The 20,615-nt window shown below is 36.4% G+C and carries 17 protein-coding genes and 1 pseudogene; 14 read left to right on the top strand and 4 right to left on the bottom strand.

Translation table 11 applies throughout. The features are described 5' to 3' along the window. Positions 1 to 28 precede the first annotated feature (28 nt). Positions 29 to 970, top strand: a complete 942-nt coding sequence (nadA, locus tag IPM14_09000; protein MBK9098232.1) for a quinolinate synthase NadA — start codon at positions 29 to 31, stop codon at positions 968 to 970. Here the strand turns inward: nadA and IPM14_08995 are convergent. Beyond that, the gene (locus IPM14_08995; GenBank protein ID MBK9098231.1) at positions 967 to 2,166 is read right to left on the bottom strand and encodes a HAMP domain-containing histidine kinase; all 1,200 of its coding nucleotides are present in this window, start codon (positions 2,164 to 2,166) and stop codon (positions 967 to 969) included. The two genes, nadA and IPM14_08995, sit on opposite strands and share 4 nt — an antisense overlap. 1,692 nt (positions 2,167 to 3,858) lie before the next feature. On the opposite strand from IPM14_08995, the gene IPM14_08990 reads away from it, so the two are divergent. The 7 genes and pseudogenes from IPM14_08990 (at position 3,859) to priA (ending at position 11,485) form a co-directional block, all read left to right on the top strand. After that, complete coding sequence (locus tag IPM14_08990; GenBank protein MBK9098230.1) at positions 3,859 to 4,335, top strand: T9SS type A sorting domain-containing protein; 477 nt, start codon at positions 3,859 to 3,861, stop codon at positions 4,333 to 4,335. A 247-nt stretch (positions 4,336 to 4,582) separates the two neighbouring features. Beyond that, a complete protein-coding gene (locus IPM14_08985; protein MBK9098229.1) occupies positions 4,583 to 6,637 on the top strand; it encodes an acetate--CoA ligase family protein in 2,055 nt (684 codons plus the stop codon). 54 nt (positions 6,638 to 6,691) lie between these two features. Further along, positions 6,692 to 6,904, top strand: coding sequence for a 2-oxoisovalerate dehydrogenase (locus tag IPM14_08980; protein MBK9098228.1), 213 nt, complete (start codon positions 6,692 to 6,694; stop codon positions 6,902 to 6,904). Continuing rightward, positions 6,901 to 7,143, top strand: a complete 243-nt coding sequence (locus tag IPM14_08975) for a type II toxin-antitoxin system HicA family toxin (GenBank protein ID MBK9098227.1) — start codon at positions 6,901 to 6,903, stop codon at positions 7,141 to 7,143. Before IPM14_08980 ends, IPM14_08975 begins: the two co-directional genes overlap by 4 nt. 23 nt (positions 7,144 to 7,166) lie before the next feature. Then, positions 7,167 to 8,216 carry an LD-carboxypeptidase gene (locus tag IPM14_08970; GenBank protein MBK9098226.1) on the top strand — a complete coding sequence of 350 codons (1,050 nt, stop codon included), beginning with the start codon at positions 7,167 to 7,169 and terminating at the stop codon, positions 8,214 to 8,216. A gap of 126 nt (positions 8,217 to 8,342) precedes the next feature. Next, positions 8,343 to 8,879: a hypothetical protein gene (locus tag IPM14_08965; protein MBK9098225.1), complete on the top strand. Its 537-nt coding sequence runs from the start codon at positions 8,343 to 8,345 to the stop codon at positions 8,877 to 8,879. Between the two features lie 141 nt (positions 8,880 to 9,020). Further along, positions 9,021 to 11,485: pseudogene (priA, locus tag IPM14_08960) on the top strand (primosomal protein N'). A 69-nt stretch (positions 11,486 to 11,554) separates the two neighbouring features. Here priA and IPM14_08955 read toward each other — a convergent pair. Beyond that, positions 11,555 to 12,352 (bottom strand): hypothetical protein, encoded by a 798-nt coding sequence (locus IPM14_08955; protein MBK9098224.1) that lies wholly within the window; start codon positions 12,350 to 12,352, stop codon positions 11,555 to 11,557. Positions 12,353 to 12,574: 222 nt separating this feature from the next. Between IPM14_08955 and IPM14_08950 the strand changes: the two genes are divergently transcribed. The 5 genes from IPM14_08950 to IPM14_08930 are packed head-to-tail and all read left to right on the top strand — an operon-like array spanning position 12,575 to position 17,081. Further along, positions 12,575 to 13,954: a tryptophanase gene (locus IPM14_08950; protein ID MBK9098223.1), complete on the top strand. Its 1,380-nt coding sequence runs from the start codon at positions 12,575 to 12,577 to the stop codon at positions 13,952 to 13,954. A gap of 1 nt (position 13,955) precedes the next feature. Next, complete coding sequence (locus IPM14_08945; protein MBK9098222.1) at positions 13,956 to 14,783, top strand: DUF4905 domain-containing protein; 828 nt, start codon at positions 13,956 to 13,958, stop codon at positions 14,781 to 14,783. A gap of 11 nt (positions 14,784 to 14,794) precedes the next feature. After that, positions 14,795 to 15,358 (top strand): AmmeMemoRadiSam system protein A, encoded by a 564-nt coding sequence (gene amrA, locus IPM14_08940; protein ID MBK9098221.1) that lies wholly within the window; start codon positions 14,795 to 14,797, stop codon positions 15,356 to 15,358. Continuing rightward, complete coding sequence (gene amrB / locus IPM14_08935) at positions 15,355 to 16,176, top strand: AmmeMemoRadiSam system protein B (protein MBK9098220.1); 822 nt, start codon at positions 15,355 to 15,357, stop codon at positions 16,174 to 16,176. The genes amrA and amrB overlap by 4 nt, the downstream gene beginning before the upstream one ends. A gap of 5 nt (positions 16,177 to 16,181) precedes the next feature. Further along, complete coding sequence (locus IPM14_08930; GenBank protein MBK9098219.1) at positions 16,182 to 17,081, top strand: DUF2520 domain-containing protein; 900 nt, start codon at positions 16,182 to 16,184, stop codon at positions 17,079 to 17,081. A gap of 2 nt (positions 17,082 to 17,083) precedes the next feature. Here IPM14_08930 and IPM14_08925 read toward each other — a convergent pair whose 3' ends face one another. Both IPM14_08925 and IPM14_08920 read right to left on the bottom strand, forming a co-directional pair. After that, a complete protein-coding gene (locus tag IPM14_08925) occupies positions 17,084 to 18,079 on the bottom strand; it encodes an inorganic phosphate transporter (protein ID MBK9098218.1) in 996 nt (331 codons plus the stop codon). Between the two features lie 6 nt (positions 18,080 to 18,085). Further along, positions 18,086 to 18,697 (bottom strand): DUF47 family protein, encoded by a 612-nt coding sequence (locus IPM14_08920; protein MBK9098217.1) that lies wholly within the window; start codon positions 18,695 to 18,697, stop codon positions 18,086 to 18,088. Positions 18,698 to 18,848: 151 nt separating this feature from the next. On the opposite strand from IPM14_08920, the gene IPM14_08915 reads away from it, so the two are divergent. Then, positions 18,849 to 20,345 (top strand): glycine--tRNA ligase, encoded by a 1,497-nt coding sequence (locus IPM14_08915; protein MBK9098216.1) that lies wholly within the window; start codon positions 18,849 to 18,851, stop codon positions 20,343 to 20,345. The last annotated feature ends 270 nt before the right edge of the window (positions 20,346 to 20,615 follow it).

Here is a 20,615-nt window from a genome sequence, read left to right as displayed (position 1 = left end):
TATTAAATCTTTGTTGGAGTGAATTATTATGATTGATACAGTAACCACGACAGATTTGGCTGAAAAAATCCTTCAAAAAAAGGAACAGCTTAATGCAGTTATTTTGGCTCATTATTACCAGGAATCGGAGATTCAGGATATTGCTGATTTTGTAGGGGACAGTTTGGAACTAGCTAGAAAAGCTAAAGATACAAGTGCTGAAGTAATCGTTTTCGCAGGTGTTCATTTTATGGCAGAGACTGCGAAGATTTTGAACCCAAATAAGCTTGTGCTACTTCCGGATCTCGAAGCAGGATGTTCTCTTGCCGAAGGTTGTCCGGCAGATAAGTTTGCTGAATTTAGAAAAATGCATCCGGATCATTTAGCAATTACATATATCAATTGTACTGCAGAAGTAAAAGCATTAAGTGATATAATCTGCACATCTAGCAGTGCGGAAAAAATAATTAATCAGATTCCAAAAGAACAGCAGATTCTTTTCTCGCCGGATAAAAATCTTGGCAAGTATCTAATAAAAAAAACTGGCAGAGATATGCTTTTGTGGGAAGGTTCGTGTATAGTGCATGAGCATTTCAGTGAAGAAAAAATAATTAAGTTATTGACAGAAAATCCGGGAGCTAAATTAATAGCACATCCGGAGTGTACAGATTCGGTTCTGATGTGGGCAAACTTTATTGGCTCAACAAGTAAATTGTTGAAATTTATTTCAGAGGATAAATCTCACTCGTACATCGTTGCAACCGAGCCGGGAATTATTCACCAGATGAAAAAAGCGGAACCGAATAAGATTTTTATTGCAGCTCCTCCGGAAGAGGAAAGTTGTTCCTGCAATGAATGCCCTTATATGAAACTTAATACGATGGAAAAGTTGTACCTGTGTATGGAAAATAAATTTCCGGAAATAATCATTGATCCTAAAATTGCAGAGAAAGCACTAATTCCGATTAACAGAATGCTGGAAATGAGTTAACAGCTTTTTAAAATTATTTTAAAAGTTGTTCCTTCACCGGGCATTGAGCTTTTAACGAAAATCTTTCCGCCGTGATAACCTTCGATTATTCTTTTGGAAAGACTGAGTCCAAGTCCCCAGCCGCGTTTCTTGGTGCTGTATCCCGGTCTGAACACATCTTTCCTTCTTTTCATTTCAATACCTTTGCCGCTGTCTTTAACTTCCACTTCAACTTTGCTTTTTAATTCCTTCACTGAAATTTCAATTTTCCCTGTTGTGCCTTCAATAGCATCGAGGGCATTCTTAATAAGATTTTCTATTACCCATCCAAACAACTCTGGATTCACTTCGGCACAGGCTTTTTCATCGCCTGAAATTATCAGGTCAACTTTTTTGCCTGTTTGCGGAAGCCGTCTTTCAAAATAAGAGGTTACTTGTTTTAGTTCTTCGATAACATTTTGATTTGAAAGTTCAGGCTTGGAGCCAATCTTGGAAAATCTGTACGTAATTCTATTCAGCTTTTCAACATCGCTGCTAATCTCTTCTGAAATATCAATGACTTTATCCGGATCCTGGTAATTTAATTTCAACATTTCCAGCCATCCCATCAGACTGGAAATAGGTGTTCCAAACTGGTGAGCTGTTTCTTTTGCCATTCCAACCCAGATATTACTCTGCTCGCTTCGCTTGATACTGCTGAAACTAATGTATCCTATTATTATAAAAAGTGCCGCAATAGATAACTGTATATATGGATAGTAACGCAATTGTTTTATGTGCTCTGAATCTCCATAGTGAATTTTGTTTATGATGATACCCTCGTACTTAACTTCAATAGGAGGGTGAGTTGCATCCATCTCAGCAATAAGTTCAGCAATAAATGTTTTGAATTGTTCGTTTGTTAAGGTCGTATCAATTTCAACATTACGGATGTCTGTCCGGTTGTAAACATTGTTCTCTGCATCCGATTGAATTAACGGGAAATCGATAGGTTTAATGATATTGTCGAAAAGGAAAGTGATGTCAACATCAGGATTAGTTGTGTTTGCGAGGTATTCTATCCCTTTTGCATAAAGTTCAACAATCTGCCGTTCCTTTTCTTGAAGTTTACGCACTAGTGTTTGTGTGTAATAAAGAGTTCCTATTGCAATAAGAACAGCGATTATTAAAAGCACAATTTTCAGATTGACCGATGCCGGACCGCCAGACATTTTCATAGAGCACCTTAAAATGTAGTTAAAGTTAAGCCAAAATTAGAGAAAAGGAGAGTAAAATACAGGGAGAAAAAGCAATTTCGAAGTTTGATAAATATTCACGTGGCCGAATCAGTTATGCAAAATTCTGATTTTTTGAACCTTCAAATTTGAATCAAAATCACATCTGCAACATTATTATAAACATTTGCAACATATTCTAAACTCTTGGAAAGTTATTACAAACCTTTGACACATCCTTGATAACTACCCCCCATTCATTTATTATTTATTTGGTGTGCGACTTTAAAAGAAAAATAAATTCAAATTCTAAGGAGTGCACCAATGAAAAACTTAAATGTTTTGACAATTCTGACAATTATAATTCTGATATCTTGTGATTCATTTTCTCAAGAATTGGAAGCATTCGGTTTTAGAGCAGATTATTCAATTCCTACAAAACCAGATTCACCGCTTTCCAATCCACTCTCAGCTGGTACGTATACCATTGGAGCGGGAGGATATTTTCCTACAATTGATTCAGCATTCAGAAAATTAAGTTTGGATGGAATATCTGGTGAAGTAAGTCTGGAATTAATAGATGAGCTATACCGTTCGGCATCGGGCTCACCGGGATTTATACTTGTCGGACCAATTTCCGGAACTGGACACAATAATAGAATTACTCTTAAGCCAGCTCAAGATAAAAATGTAATAATAGAAGCAGATGGTGAAGCGGTTCTTAGTTTAATTAATGTAAGTTACTTTACGATTGATGGAATAAGTTTAACTGGAACAAGTTCATTAAGAATTCACTCGCTTCAGAATGAAAACTTTGAGTTCAATGATGGAGTTATTTTTATAAATAATTCTAATCATAACATTGTTCAAAATCTAACAGTTGAATGTGAAGATTATACAAGAAAAAGTGCCGGTATTGTTTTCCTTCATCATTCGGGCAACTTCGCTCCCGACAGCAATGTTATTCAAAACAATTTCATTAAGAAAGCTGCAGTCGGGATAAATTTAGCATCATTATTTTATCGAATGAACGGAAACATTATTCGCGGAAATTATATCGGTTCAGAAGCTGACAGCCTGATATCGATGGGAATCAATGTTACTTTTGGTCAATATACGATTATCGAAAACAATACTGTTCAAAATTTACACAACAGAAGTCAAGTCATTTATTCTCCAGGCATCGCATCTGTTGCTGGTACAGGTGATATAATCCGAAATAATATTGTTCATAATATTTCAGTAGATGATGGTTACTATGGTGGAATCGGAATTATCTTAAATGGTACTTCATCATTTAAAGGATGTATTAACACTGTTTACAACAATATGATTTATGACATCCAAAGTAAATCTTCTGCGCCAAGTGCTTCCGTGAGCGGTATTCAATTAAGGAATCAGGATTTTGCGAAGGTCTATCACAACTCAGTTTACTTGACAGGAACTGGAAATAATAAGTATGGTTCTGCCTCATTGTTTATTGCAAACAACTGCTCAAATATCATCGCGAAGAATAATATATTAATAAATACCAGGGATGAATCACCGTATTATTCATTTGCTTTAAATGATTGTGGTTCAGGCAGTCTAGTTTCAGATTATAATGATCTTTATGTTGGAGACAATCAGAATAATTTTCTCGCAGGAAAAAACGGCATCCATCATAAAACATTATCAGAATGGCAGTCTGCAGGAATGGATATCCATAGTTTTAATTCTCTGACTACTTTTGCAAACCCGGATCTCCATATTGACAGAAGGCAAAATGTATGCATCGAAATGACAGGCACACCAATCTCCGGAATCACAATGGATATTGATGGCGAACAAAGAAATTTACAAACTCCTGATATCGGTGCGGATGAATTTGATTGTATAGTAAGTGAGGTTGCTAACGAATTTATCGCTGACGAGTACAGTCTCGAACAGAATTATCCAAACCCTTTCAATCCATCAACCAAAATAAGTTACTTTTTGTCAACGGGCGGAAATGTGACTCTAAAAGTTTTTGATATTCTCGGTAATGAAATTGCCATACTTGTTAATGAAGAAAAACCTGCCGGTAAATATGAAATTAATTTTAATGCAAACAACTTATCAAGCGGAGTTTATATTTATACTATTCAAGCAGCAAATTTTGTTGAATCGAAGAAAATGCTTTTGATAAAATAAAAAGCCCCGGCTGCAGGAAGCTGATATCACGGGTGGCTAAATACCAACTCCCTTTCTGGCAGCGGAGCTTTAAAAGTTTAGAAATATTTCGTTCAATTCAAAAATAGAAATTACCCTGAGAGATTTCACACCAGAAATTTAGTTCAGAAAATTTCAGTTCTAAAGTTTGTTAAGCCGGAAATTGAAAGATTCTTTCATCAATATGCCTTAAGTTTGGGATACACTTTCTAAAAATTCAGGAATAAAAATGACTGCTGTTTTTAATGATTATTTCTATCCCGAATCAATTTGTGTTGTCGGGGCTTCCTCCAAACCAAAATCACTTGGTTATGAATTAACTAAATCAATAAAACAATACGGCTTCACCGGAAAACTTTTTCTGATTAATCCCAAATCGGATGAAGTTTTAGGTTACAAATGCTTCCCGACTATTGAATCAGTAAAAGAGAAAATTGATCTCGCAATAATAATGGTCCCGAAACAGTTTGTGGAAGAATCCATCAAACAACTCACAGATAAAGGAACAAAAGCTCTTATTCTCATCACAGCAGGATTCAAAGAAACCGGAAAAGAAGGTGAGCAGGAAGAAAAAAGAATTTTAGAATTAGTAAAGAAATCAGGGGCAAAGTTGGTTGGACCAAATTGCATGGGAATTATCAACACACATCCTGAAGTAAAAATGAACGCAACTTTTGTAGCAGAAGAACCACGAAACGGGAAGATGGCATTTTGTTCGCAAAGTGGTGCAATAGGTGCAGCAGTTTTGAATTCTCTGCGCGAAACTGATATCAGATTTTCTCAGTTCATCAGTGTTGGCAACAAAGCGGATGTCACTGAAAATGATCTTCTTGAGTTTTGGGAGATGGATAAAAATGTAAGTGTGATTACATACTATCTTGAAAGTTTTGAAGCAGGAGAAGAGTTTTTAAAAAATTTTATTGAAGAAAAAATCACCAAACCTGTGATCGTTTTAAAAGGTGGAAGAACTTCCAGCGGAATTAAAGCTGCATCATCTCACACCGGCGCGATGGGAAGCAGCGATAAAGTTGTTGATGCAGTGCTCCATCAATTTGGAATAATACGTGCAGATGATTTGAACGATATGTTCAACACAGCAAAAGGCTTTGAAGATTTTCCAATGCCAAAAGGCAATAGAGTTGCGGTTCTTACTAATGCTGGTGGTCCGGCTATTCTTACTGTAGATACTCTTGAAAGGAATAATTTATCTCTTGCTGAACTGACTCACGAAACAAAATCGAAACTTCGAGAGATTGTTCATCCACAGGGAAGTGTTAACAATCCGGTTGATCTTCTTCCTGGCGGAACTGCAGAACAATTCAAGCAAGTCAACGAATTTCTGGTTGAAGACAAAAATGTTGATGCGGTTATTTCGGTTTTTGTTGAACCGATAATGGTTCCCGCAATGCCTGTGATTGAAGGGATAAATGAAATACAAAGCGAAAAACCAATTTTTCAGGTTGTTATGCCGCTACCTGAGTTCTGGGATATGTACAGAAAAGAATCGAAAACTAAACGTTCATTGTTCAGACGGTCTGAAGAACCTGCTGTTGTGATTGGTAATATGCTGAAGTTCAGAAATAAATCTAATCATAAACACAGGTTGAATGCAGAGAGTGTAAAAATTGAAGGAATAAAATTCGAAGCCGGTCGTTTTCTATCGCAGGAAGATGTTATTAAAGTATCTGAATTCTATAGTCTTCCAATTGTTAAGACCCAATTATTTGGTTATGATGATTTGAAGAAATCAGATTTGAAATATCCCGTCGTAATGAAAGCAGTTGGAGAAAAAATTATTCACAAATCCGATTTGAAAGGTGTCGTATTAAACATCAAAGATAAAGCTGAATTAATCAAAACTGCAGATGAAATGATAAATAACTTCAAACAAAAAAGTATGCAGCTCGACTCATTTCTTATCCAGCCATTCATTCATACAAAGTTTGAGTTATTGGTTGGCGGATTTCGTGATCCGAGTTTTGGACCGATGGTAATGTTCGGTTCAGGCGGGAAATATGTTGAATATTTTGATGATACCGTTATCCGGTCAGCATATTTAAATGATTTAGATATTGACGAAATGATCAATCGAACAAAAATCGGAAAAATAATTCAGGGAGTACGTGGCGAAAAACCTGCTGATCTTGTCAAAATAAAAAATACGATAAAATCGGTCGCTCAGATGATGCTGAATCACAAAGAAATAACCGAGTGCGATCTTAATCCACTTGTGGTTACGGATGATAATAATATCTTTGCAGTGGATATCAGGATAAAGTGTTAATATTTTATCTTAAAAATTTGATTTATATCTTTCAGGTGAACAATCGAGGACAAAATGAAAATAAAAGAAATAATTTTTATTGTTGAAGAATCTTTAGATGGTGGTTATGAGGCAAAAGCGATAGGAGAATCAATCTATACTGAAGCCGAAACGATAGATGATTTGAAAAAAAATATTTCTGATGCGGTGCGCTGCCATTTTGAAGAAAGTGAGCTACCATCCATAATCAGTCTCCGTTTCCAACGTGAAGAAATAATTACATTATGAAAGTTCCCCGGGATATATCTGCCTCGAAACTCATTAAAATATTATCAAATTATGGCTACTCAAAAACAAGGCAATCGGGAAGTCATATCAGATTAACAATTATTATTGAAGAAAAATCATTCCACGTAACAATCCCAAATCATGATCCAATTAAAATCGGGACTCTGAATAGCATATTAAATGATGTAAGTAAACAACTGAACTTGAACAAACAAACATTGATCAATGATTTATTCTAAGTTTTAAGGAATTTTGTAATTCTGTGAAACGCCGTAACTTCATCAAAACAATTTCCACCGCTACAGTTGCTGCATCAGTAGTGCCTGTTAAGGCAAGTGATGGCAGATTTCTGTCAGCAAAAAAACAGACTAAACCTTCAAGACTTAAGAGAGGTGATACAATTGCTCTCGTTACACCCGGCAGTTACATCACTGAACAGGAAAAAGAAGAATCAATCAATAATATTCGAAATCTCGGTTTCAAGGTTGTATATACAGACAGATTGATGAGTAAAAACGGATACTTTTCAGCAATCGATGAAGAACGCGCAGCTGATCTGAACGAAATGTTCGAAAGAAAAGATGTACAAGCAATTATGTGTGCACGTGGTGGTTATGGCTGCGCAAGAATTTTACCGTATCTTGATTATGATTTGATTGAAGATAATCCCAAAATTTTGATCGGATTCAGCGATGTTACTGCGCTGCAGTACGCTATTTATAAAAACAGCGGGCTTGTCACATTTCACGGACCTGTATCGATTTCAACATTCAGCAGTTTTAGTGTAAAAAATTTTGAAGATGTATTATTAAATCCAACCTTCGAACTTGAACTGGTTAACTCAACAACCGGTAACAATTATAATCCATATGGAATAACTGTTATTTCAGAAGGTATTGCTGAAGGAGAATTAGTGGGAGGAAATTTATCAATTTGTGTTTCGTTGATAGGAACAGAATACGATATAGATTATTCAGATAAAATAATTTTTTTGGAAGAATTTATAGAAGAACCTTACCGCATAGACAGAATGTTAACTCAAATGATCCTGGCGGGAAAATTCGAAAATGCCGCCGGAATTGCTCTTGGAGTTTTCAAGTTGTGTGAACCGAACAAATCAAATCCTGCTTTTAGTGGCTCTTTTTCGCTGATGGAAGTATTAAAAGACAGGTTGGGAAATCTTGGAATACCTGTTATTTACGGACTGTCATTCGGTCATGTTGCAGACAAGTTCACACTTCCATTTGGAGGCAAAGCTGAATTGAATACTGAAACAAAAAAACTAAAATTGCTTGAAGCTGCTGTTTTATAAAATCAAACATCGTTTATCAAAATCAGAACTTACTTCTTAAGAATCCTGCGCAATTCAACTTTATTTTTAACAATTACTAATTTAGCTTTACAATAGAACTTAATTGATTTAAAAAGGGAGACTAAAATGTCTATCAAAAAAATATTGCTTTTGCTTTTAATTATTCTGACAATGCAGGGATGTCTTGTGTTTCATACTGTTTCTTATGAAGTAAATCTCGATGATGAAAATTCAGGAACGGTTACTTTGAATGTTTCCGATATCCGATCTGATGCGATGGATACTTCGGAACTTGAAGCAGACAAAGATCAGCTTTTTAATTTTATCCTGGAAAGTGATGAGTTTGTTCAGCAGATGAGTGAAGAGGGAAAATTTATTCTAGATAGAAAATTATTCATATCCGATGGTAAGCTTAGTGGTACTATGAAATATTCGTTCGATGAAGTCTCGAAAGTTGAAGGCATTGTTTACCAGGAACCGTTCTATTTTATTACTATACCGCTCGAAGATAGTATCATCTCAACAAACGGGGAAGTAATTGTGTCCGAAGGCCATAAAAGAATTATGTGGGATAATACAATCAGGACTCTGAAGTTTAAAATGTTCAGCGTTGATGTTAATAAGGGAAGTCTTGTCGAACTAACAAAGTATCTCGAAGAATGATGAAAATTAGTTCATAGTTTGTTTGTTTTTAGTAAGATCATAATTTCATCTAAAATCGACTAAATATATTTCGTAAACGAATAAACGAGATAACAACAACCAGTAACTATAACTACCAGCTTAAAACTAAGAACTAAAAATATGTATGCTGAAATAGTTTTTCCATTAGCATTCCGCAAAGCATTTACATATCTGATTCCAAAGGAACTGCAGAGCCAGGCTAAAGTTGGTGTTCGAGCTGTAGCTCCATTCGGCAAAAGAACTCTCACAGGTTTCATCGTAAACAAACCCAAAACAATTAGCTTAAAAGAAGAACCAAAACCAATCATCGATATCCTCGATGAAAAACCAATTGTTGATAAAAATGGATTTAAGTTTTACGAATGGGTCGCAGACTATTATCTCTGCTCATTAGGAGAGGCGTTAAAGCTTGCAGTCCCGTACGGTTCTGATGTTGAATCAAAAAGAAAAATCATCGCCGATCAAGTAGCTGCTGCTCATCTTCTATCAAAGGAAAAAAATAAATCTTCCACAAGAACAAAGATTTTGAAAGCTCTCTCCGAAAAAGATCAGATAAGTCTTCATCAACTTCAAAAGATTGTGAAGAAGAAAAACATTTACTCGATTCTAAGAACCTTGCAGGAAAATGGTGTGGTTACGCTGCTTGATACACTACAGAAAGCAAAAGTAAAAGCCAAAACAGTTAACTACGTTAAGTTGAATAAAACAGTTGGCGAAGTATATTCTCTTTTCCTGAAATCGAAAGACGATCTCCAAAGCAAATAAAGCTTCTTCTGGAATTAGTAAATGCAAAGGGAAAAGGATTACCAGTTGCTGAACTGCTTCATAAAACTTCATCGTCAAAATCTTCTCTTGATTCACTCTCGGCAAAAGGCATCGTAAAAATTTACGAACAGGAAATTGATCGCAGATATGTTGAGCATTACAAAGAAGAGCAAACAAAATTTTCACTTTCCGACAAACAATCTGAAGTGATAGCTGAAGTTGCAAAAACTATTTCCGATGCCAATTTTAAAACTTATTTGCTTCACGGTGTCACAGGAAGCGGGAAAACACAAGTTTACATCGAGCTTACGAAAAAAGTTATTGAAAAGAAGAAAACCGCTCTGATACTTGTTCCTGAAATTTCTCTTACTCCGCAAATCACTTCACGGTTTTTCAATTCATTTGGTGATGAAGTGACTGTTCTTCATAGCCGAATGTCACCTGGTGAAAGATTTGATTCATGGCAGAGAATTTTTAGAGGGAAATCAAGTGTTGTAATCGGTGCGAGATCGGCTTTGTTTGCACCGTTGAAAAATATCGGATTGATTGTCGTTGATGAAGAGCACGATGCAAGCTACAAGCAGGCAGATATGATTCCAAAATATAATGCTCGGGATTCAGCAATTATGCTGGGAAGTATTGTTTGTTGTCCTGTATTATTGGGCTCAGCTACTCCGTCTATTGAGAGTATGTATAATGCTAAATCGGGTAAGTACACTTTACTTGAGCTTCCTGATAGAATTGATAATGCAAAACTCCCTGTGATAACTCTTGTTGATGTTAACAGGGAAAGAAAAAAGAAACGGATGGAAAATATTTTTTCCAAGACTTTGCTCGATAAAATTGAAGACAGGTTGAAGAAAAACGAAGGCGTTATCATTCTTCAAAACAGGAGAGGCTTTTCAACGCAAATTTACTGTACTGATTGCGGTGAAGTTGAAGTCTGTGATAACTGCTCAGTTCCGATGGTTTATCATATAAATAAAAATGTAATTGAATGCCATTATTGCGGATTAGTAAAAGATGTCCCCGGTGCCTGCACACATTGCGGATCAATTCAGATAAAATATTTTGGAACCGGAACAGAAAGAGTTGAAGACGAGTTAGCATTTTATTTTCCTAATGTGAAGATGAGCAGGATAGATTCCGATTCAATTACAAAAAAATCAGCTTTGAGCAGATTACTGATTTCTTTTGGAAGCGGTGAGATAGATGTGTTAGTCGGAACGCAAATGGTTTCAAAAGGATTGGATTTTTCAAGAGTCACGCTCGTGGGAGTAATCTCAGCCGAAACAACTTTGTGGCTTCCGGATTTTCGTGCTGATGAGAGAACATTTCAATTACTTACACAGGTTTCAGGAAGGGCAGGACGAAGCAAATCACCCGGTGAAGTTATCATACAAACTCAGAATGAAAAACATTTTGCTTTGCAGATGGTTCTTAACAATAACTACAAAGGTTTTTATGAAAAGGAAATTCTTGACAGAGAGAATATGGGATTTCCGCCCTTTACACGAATCGCATTGATTGAATCAAAAGATCAATCGAATGAAAAGGCTAAAGGTGCTATAGCAGGATTTCATACTGAAATAAAAAAATACAGCAAGTGGTTAAAAATATCTTCTCCAACTCCTGCGATTATTGCAAGGCTCAAAGGGCAATTTAGATATCAAATACTGGTGAAGTCATCCCGACAAACAGATCCTGGCGGGAAAATTCTCCGGGACGCAATTCTGAAATCGTTCGTTGAGTTCAACAGGAAATCAAGATACAAAGATGTTCGGTTGATTTATGATGTTGATCCGCAGAGTTTGATTTGAATAGATTATAAAAATGAAAGTGAGACTCGCATACTTAAAAGTAAGTCTCACATTTTTAAGTCGAACGAATTATTGGTTAAATCCCTGTAAGAATGGGACAGCTTGTGTTATCTGGAACCAGATAAATGTACCAATTATCCAAACCGCGAAAACTAAGATATAGTATTTACCAGTAGATTCAGATTTATTCATCTTTGCAAATCCGATTGCCAGAATAGCATAAGCCCAAATGCTTATAGGATCTAACTTCGATAAAAACCATCCAGCAATAGTATTTTTATCGCTGCCAATAAAAGAAGCGACACTGGTATCCATCATAAGCTTGCCCATAACCATAGTTAGTATTCCGGCAATTACTATTTGGAGAATACTGATGTAACTTGTTAATCCCATGGCAACCAATGCACCGGTGAAGGTCCCTTCTCCTTTTAACAGGAACTTAATGAACAGAAAATAAATTGCTGTTATTATAATGATGAAAATAAATCCAAATAACAGAGTTGGAATGAATGTAATAATCCAGCTCATTGGACCTCTCATATAAGTATCCATCGCATCTATCTGCTGATCTGCTTGTTCACGTGTTAGTGTTCCGCTTTCGACCATCTTTTCTATTCGGTCTATTCCTTGTTTCTTCGCTTCAAAATATACTTCCTCATTTGTCATCGCAAGGATTCTGATTAAAGATACTACAATGAAGAAAATAAGTATGGGGATAACCCAGTCTTTATGTTTTGCTGCAAACTTCGAAGTGATTGAAAACATGTTTGCCGGTTCAGTGAATACTCCGATCATTTTATCGGAATGACTTAATTCCCCGGTTTCCTGTGTTTGTTCTGAAGTATTAATAGTTTCGTTTGGATCCATTATGCACCTCACAAATTGTTATAAATTGTTGGACAAAACATATTCTATCTTCGAGTCAAAGGCAATTATTTTATGATTATCGGTATTGAATATTATTATTTGGCTTTGATTGTTAATATTTCTCCAGAATCTATATGCTTATTAATATTCGTAAATGCCAAAGTAACAGTTCATTTTGTAAATTTGGGAAGAAAATATTTTCCAACCTTGTCTGAGAAAAAAATGAGACCAAAAACAATTATCGAACCGTTCAAAATAAAATCAGTTGAACCGATCCGATTCACTACCCGTGAAGAGAGAGAAAAAATTTTAATTAATGCCGGTTATAATCCTTTTATGATTCATGCAGATGATGTGCTTATCGATTTGCTAACCGATAGCGGTACGTCCGCTATGAGTGCGAAGCAATGGGCAGGAATTATGGAGGGCGATGAAGCTTATGCTGGTTCAAAGAGTTTTTATCGCTTTGAAGATGCAGTTAGAAAAATAACTCATATGAAATACATTATTCCCACTCACCAGGGAAGGGCAGCAGAGAAAATATTATTCTCAATTGTTGGCGGACCGGGAAAATATTTTCCAAACAACACACACTTCGATACAACCAGAGCTAACATTGAATTTACTGGTGCTGAAGCGGAAGATTTACTCAATGAAATAGGAAAGCATCCCGAACAACGAGCTGACTTCAAAGGCAATATGGATATCGAAAAACTTGAAGCATTCATAAAAGAAAAAGGTGTAGAAAATATTCCTTTGTGTATGATGACAGTTACAAATAACTCTGGTGGAGGTCAGCCGGTTTCGATGCAAAACATTCGAGAAGTGAAAGCTGTTTGTAAGAAATATGGAATCCCACTTTTCCTCGATGCCTGCAGGTTCGCGGAGAACGCTTACTTCATAAAGAAAAGAGAAAAAGGATACGCTGATAAATCGGTTCTGGAAATTGCACAGGAAATGTTTTCGTATGCTGATGGAGCAACGATGAGTGCAAAAAAAGATGCGCTCGTAAACATAGGTGGTTTTCTTGCGTTGAACGATGAAAATCTTGCTATGCAGTGCAGAAACCTGCTTATCGTTACAGAGGGATTTCCAACATACGGCGGACTTGCTGGAAGAGATTTGGAAGCAGTTGCGCAAGGTTTGGAAGAAGTTGTTGATGAACATTATCTTGAGTACAGAATTCGTAGTGTTGAATATCTCGGTGAAAGATTAGTTGCCGCCGGTGTTCCGATAATTGAGCCGCCGGGAGGTCACGCAATCTACATCGATGCTAAAAGATTTTTACCCAATCTTCCATCCGATCAATATCCCGGACAATCAATTGTTTGTGAGCTTTATCTTGAAGGCGGAGTTCGTGCAGTGGAAATAGGTAGTGTAATGTTCGGTAAGTATGATAAGAATGGAAAACTTATTCCTGCGATGATGGAGTTAGTTCGTCTAGCAATTCCTAGAAGAGTTTATACACAAAGTCACGTTGATTACCTGATTGAAATTATACTCGAAGTTTTTAATAACAGGAACAGGTTGAATGGTTACAAAATAGTTTACGAAGCTCCAATGCTTCGACACTTTACAGCCAGGTTTGAACCATTGAAGTGAGATGAAACTTAAAAAAAACTACAAATTTGATAACGGTCGACAAATATGGAGGATTATTCCAGCTAACTCCGGTAAGCTGATAATTGAAGAACGTGAGCCGGAAAAGAAACAAGCTTACTTTCATTGTCTTTCACTTGGTTCAGGTAAAAAAATATTAAACAACTTTCAGCTTGATGATAAATTTTGGGTGGGAGTTGAAGCCGTTAAGGATGACATCATCTTCTTTCACAAATTTGCAAAGCCTGATATGCCGAAGCACAGAGGAATATTTGCTTATGACATTACGAAGAAGGGATTCCTCTGGAATAATCCTGAACTGATTTTCCTCTTTCTTTATAAAGATAGACTCTACACTTACAGAGATAAATTTGAAGGAAGAAATTATCTCGCCATCAATCCATTCAATGGTGAAGTTATTGAGGATATTGGCGAGAACTACGAATATATAAATAAACTTCGCAGTGAAGCTTCGCTGAATGAAACTGATAGTGGTTTTTTATTTCCGGAAGCTTTTGAAATTGATTCTGGAATTGACGAGAAAGCAAATGAATTTATTAAAACTTTAAAAAATGATTTTGTTGTGTCTGGTAAAATCGAATTTATATTGAAAAACCAGCTGCTAATGATGAGCTTTCACGAAGCAAATTCAAAAGGTTCTTTTAATAATCTTTTTAAGGCAGTTGATTTATCCAAAGGAAAGTATATTTTAGAAGAAGTCATCAACAAAGAAACAAGTTTGTTTCTTACCGATTCTTTTTTTGTAAAAGATGATTTGCTGTTTCTGCTTTTTGGTAAAACCAGACTTGTGGTTTATGAGATAATTATTTGAATGGGGTTGAAATGGAATTATCTGATGAAGAAAAGAAAATATTGTTAAATGCTGCAAGGGAATCTATCCTGCAGGAGTTTAGTGAAAGTGATGTTACTGCAATTGACTACAAAGCTTATCCAAAACTTAAGATGAAATTGGGTGCGTTCGTCACGCTTCATATTAACAAAGAGCTTCGTGGATGCATTGGATACATTATTGCTAACAAACCATTATTTGAAATTATAGTTGATGCTGCGAAACATGCTGCATTTGGTGATCCAAGATTTTCTGAATTGAATAGGGATGAACTCGATGAAGTTCAAATTGAAATATCAGTTCTCTCTGAATTTGAGCCGATAAAAAGTTATGATAAAATTGAAGTCGGAAAACATGGTTTGCTTCTTGATGAAGGTGGAAGAGCGGTTCTTCTTCCGCAGGTTGCAACTGAACAAAATTATAACCGTGCACAATTTCTTACAGCACTCTGCCACAAAGCAGGGCTCTACGGAAGTTACTGGAAGGAAAGGATGCTAAACATAAAAGTCTTCACTGCTATCGTTTTTTCTGAAGAAGAAATTGGAGGTAGAAAATGAATTATGTGAGACCAGCTCAGGTAGCCGGATATTTCTATCCCGCAAATCCTGATAAATTGAAAAAAGATATTTCCCTTATGCTGGATGTTACAAAGCCAAAAGAAAAAATTGATAACGTCTTTGGAATTGTTTCACCTCACGCTGGTTATGTTTACTCGGGAAAAACTGCCGCGCATGCTTATAATCTTTTAATCGGAAAAAATTATAAAACTGTTGTTATTATCTCACCAAGCCACAGCGAATATTTTCCAGGCATCAGTCTATTTGAAGGTGATGCGTATGAAACTCCGCTCGGTATTTTGAAGGTTGATAACGAATTTCGTGAAAAGCTTGAGACCAGTGACGGAATAATTTTCAAAGGATACGAAGGACACAGAAGAGAACACGCTCTGGAAGTACAGCTTCCATTTCTGCAGTCAGTGTTAAAAGGTTTTAAAATTGTTCCTGTTGTGATGGGCGATCAGTCGAAAAGAAACATCGATACACTTGCAAAAAGACTCTCGGAAATATCAGATAATGAAACTTTGATTGTTGCAAGTTCTGATCTTTCTCATTTCTATAATAAAAGCCAGGCTGACAGACTCGATTCAATTGTTGAAAAGAGAGTGAGAGAATTTGATTACGAATCGCTGCAGTTTGATCTTGAAAATCATACTTGCGAAGCTTGCGGCGGAGGACCAATTGTTGCTTTGATGAAAGCAGCGAACCTGAAGAACATCAGGCATTCGATGGTACTAAGCAGGACAGATTCAGGAGATGTAACTGGTGATAACTCAGAAGTAGTTGGCTATCTCTCTGCAGTTTTTTACGGAGATTAACCAGCTTGACAAAGCAAAAAATAGCAATAATCGGTGCCGGCAAACTTGCGTATTCACTCACATCTGCTATAATTAAATCAGGATACGATGTTCATATAGTTGTCAGCAGAAAATTATCCTCTGCAAAAACTCTTGTAAATAAATTTTCAATTCCGTTATTTTCAAATAATCTGAAAAAAATTCCATCCGATGTGAACATATTCTTTTTAACAGTTCCCGATGGTGAAATCAAAAAGACTGCAGATGCATTGTCAAGAATAATAAATGAATTTAAAGATAAAATCTGCATTCACTTTTCCGGTGTCGAAAATATTTCTGCATTACAATCTTTATCGATGAAGGGTTGTGGAGTCGGTTCACTGCATATCATCAGACCATTCCCATCAAAAGATGTGGTTGATATAAAAAATTCACCCGCATCAATTGAAACGGATAATAAGCGAGCGAGATTTTTCTTGCTCCAGTTGTGCAAAAAGTTAAAATTGAAACCTCACAGGATCACGTCCGAGCAAAAAGTCTTTCAGCATATTGCAGCAGTTCACAGCTCAAATTTTTTAGTTGGAAATCTTTTCAACGCTTTCTCTCTGATATCTTCAAAAAATAATGCTCCGAAGAATATTCTTAGAAAGACAACTCAATCTGCACTTGATAATGTTTTTAGGTTATCTCCTGCGAAAGCACTTTCAGGTCCAATTGACAGAGGAGATGTTTATGCAATCAGGAAACATCTTGAGGCATTAAATGCTGAGATAAAGAAAACTAAAAGCAATCATTTAAAACTTCTGAGGAAGAATTATATCATCCAGTCCATTTCACTTCTTGAGGTCGTAAAAGCTAAGTATGGAAAGTTGAGTGATAAACATCGCCGCATTAAGAAATTGTTATCTGAGGAGATTCGAAAGTAACTTCAGAGAAGAGTTTGAACGTAAATCACTATTTCATAAGTTATCATTGCGCTGATAGCTGAGACCGGAATAGTAAGCACCCACGCCCACAAAATATTTTTTGCCACTCCCCATCGTACTGCTGAGACACCTTTTACAGATCCAACTCCGATTATTGAACCTGTGATAGTGTGAGTTGTACTTACTGGTATTCCAAAAATTGTTGCCCCGATAATTGTTAATCCCGCAGAAGTTTCAGCACTGAATCCGCCGAATGGATTTAGCTTGGTTACTCGCATTCCCAGTGTTCGGATCACTTTCCAACCACCAACTAATGTTCCCAAAGCGATTACTGCATGACTCATGATGATAACATAAAACGGAACACGGAATACATCACCTAACAAACCGTTTGTAAAAAGTACGATTGTAATTATACCAATTGTTTTTTGTGCATCGTTAGATCCATGACTTAAACTATAAAGCGCAGCAGAGACAAGTTGAAGTTTACGGAAATATTTATCTACTTTCCTAGGCTGTTTGTTCCTTACTATCCACAGAGTGATGATTGAAAAAATATACGCCATCACCATTCCAATCAGTGGTGCTGCAAAAATGAAGATTGCAACCTTTGTATATCCTGATATAATTAGGGCGCTAAATCCTGCTTTAGCTATGGCGGCCCCGCCATAACCGCCAATAATCGAGTGAGAAACACTTATGGGTAAACCAAAATGTGTTGCTGTAGCCGTTAGGATAATTGCACCAATAAGTCCGGAAAGAATAACAAAATTATCAACAATAGCTACATCGACAATACCTTTACCGATTGTAGTTGCAACGCTAACGCCGAAAGCAAAAGCCGCGATGAAATTAAAAAATGCTGCCCACGCAACTGCCTGAAACGGACTGAGAACACGAGTCGCAACCACTGTGGCGATTGAGTTTGCAGCATCATTCATTCCGTTATAGAAATCGAAGACAAGCGCAAGGATAATAATGAAGATTACAAATTCCATTAAAGCTTATGCATTTTTGATGAAGATGGAAAGAATGACATTTGCAACAGACTGACAACGGTCAGAAGTTCTTTCCAGAATATCGAGCACTTCCTTTTTCTTTATTAGTTCGATTGCATCTTTTTCATTTGCAAAGAGTTCCTGCATAGCATTTCTGTACACAGTATCTGCTTCGGATTCAAGATCCTTTACTGCTTTTGTCTCGTTGATCCGTCTTGCTTTCAGATCCTGGATTGCAACTCCAAGTTCTTGTGACTGTTTGTATATAATCGAGGCGAGCTTATCGGCGTGAGGTATTTTTTTTGTGATGTGAAAAGTTTCAATTCGTGCAGCAGCTCCTAAAAGCATATCGCTGATATCATCCATTCTTTTTATAAGTGCGAAAATATCTTCGCGGTCAAACGGAGTGATAAAAGTTTTATTTAGTCTTTTTACAATACGTGATGAAATTTCATCGCATCTTAGTTCTAAAGGTTTGATATTGAGGTAGTGGTTCTTGTCAACGAGTTCATCTGCAAAAAGCTGTTCGGTGTACTTTGCCATCTGCTGGATGTGGGAAATCATCTCCCTGAAGTCGTCAAAATACTTCTCTTCCTTAGGTAATAGTGCTTTTATCATTTGTCCCTCGAATTTGATGTGAAAAAATAAATAAAAGGAAAGAAATAGTTATATAGATATAATACATTTCAGGAAAATAATTCTCTGAATTCTCTCGCTAATCTTTGTTATATTCACACCCGAAATTTTGATTTTAACGGAGGATTTGACCATTTCTAGTAAAAATAACACACAAGATAACCTTTTAGAAAAAATTGTTTCTCTTGCTAAAAGAAGAGGATTTGTTTTTCAATCTAGTGAAATTTACGGCGGACTTAACGGCTGCTGGGATTACGGTCCGCTCGGTGTTGAGCTTCTCAACAATATTAAAAGCGAATGGTGGAAAACAATGACTTACCGCGAAGATGTTGAAGGAATTGATGCATCTATTTTAATGCATCCGAAAGTTTGGGAAGCTTCAGGTCACGTTGAGAATTTTACTGACCCTATGATTGACTGCAAACAATGTAAAGCACGATTCAGGTTGGATGTTCTTGGAGATTCATATGCTGACAAGAAAAAAGATAAAGCAATACAAGAGTTGAAAGAAAATTTGAAGAGTGATGAACGACTTTTAAAAAAGATTGATAAGAAGATTAATAATTCCGGTCAGGAAAATCCTTTCACACTATTGCTTGAAGATGCTGAGATTTCAAAGTTGCTGCTTGCACAATTAAACTGTCCTCAGTGTGGCAACAAGGGAACATTCACAGATGCACGAAAATTCAACCTGATGTTTAAAACTTTTATCGGTCCTGTTGAAGATACTGGCTCAGTAGTTTATTTAAGACCGGAAACAGCTCAGGGAATATTCGTAAACTTTTTGAATGTTCAGGGATCTTCCCGACAAAAACTTCCGTTTGGAATTGCTCAAATCGGAAAAGCATTCCGTAATGAAATAAACACGAAAAATTTTCTTTTCCGTACACGCGAGTTTGAGCAGATGGAAATGCAATACTTTGTAAAAGAAGGTGAAGACAAAAAATTTTACGATTACTGGAAAGCAGAACGGCTCGATTGGTTTAAGAGAATGGGTATGACTCCAACCAAATTACGTTACCACGATCATCCGGCAGATAAGCTTGCACATTATGCAAAAGAAGCTGTTGATATTGAATATGAATTTCCATTCGGATGGGGAGAGATTGAAGGAATTCACAACAGAACAAACTATGATCTCAGCAGGCACGAAGAATTCTCAGGCAAATCATTAAAATATTTTGATGAGCAGGCGAAAGAAAAATTTATTCCATTCATAATTGAAACTTCTGCCGGTGCAAGCAGATCTTTTATGGCATTTTTAGTCGATGCATATTATGAAGAAGAGGTGAATGGTGAACTTCGTTCCGTTCTCAAATTCCATCCGAGACTTGCACCAATAAAAGCTGCAATCTTTCCCCTGGTTAACAAAGACGGTATGCCTGAAATTTCAAGAAAGATTGAAACCGATTTAAGAAAATCTTTCCGGGTTTTTTATGATGACAAAGGTGCTGTTGGGAGAAGATACCGCAGACAGGATGAAGCCGGAACTCCGTTTTGCATAACTGTCGATACTCAAACTCTCGAAGACCAGACTGTAACCGTTCGTGAAAGAGATACAATGGTGCAGGAAAGAGTTGGGGTTGATAAGCTTTCGGTATATCTACTAAACAAATTGCATACAGCTTAAATTTATTACTTTATTTTGTATTTCTAAGGCGATCATCGGATCGCCTTTTTTATTACTGATAGCTGATAATACCTGATTCAAAAAACATATTTAAATACCTGTAATAACGTGAAACTAAAGAATGCAACTCTGCCAGAATTTCAGACAAATTTTAAGCGAAAACAATATGAGTATAATTAGAACGGAATTTGACCGAAATTGTAGCGAAATTATAGACTAATCTCAGATGTTTGAAATTTTAGCGTTTTCGCATTTTGCCTTAATAAATTT

The organism is bacterium (assembly GCA_016716565.1).
Classification (GTDB): domain Bacteria; phylum Bacteroidota; class Ignavibacteria; order Ignavibacteriales; family Ignavibacteriaceae; genus IGN2.
Note: the sequence above shows the minus strand (reverse complement) of the source record. Positions and strands in the feature narration are given on the sequence as shown.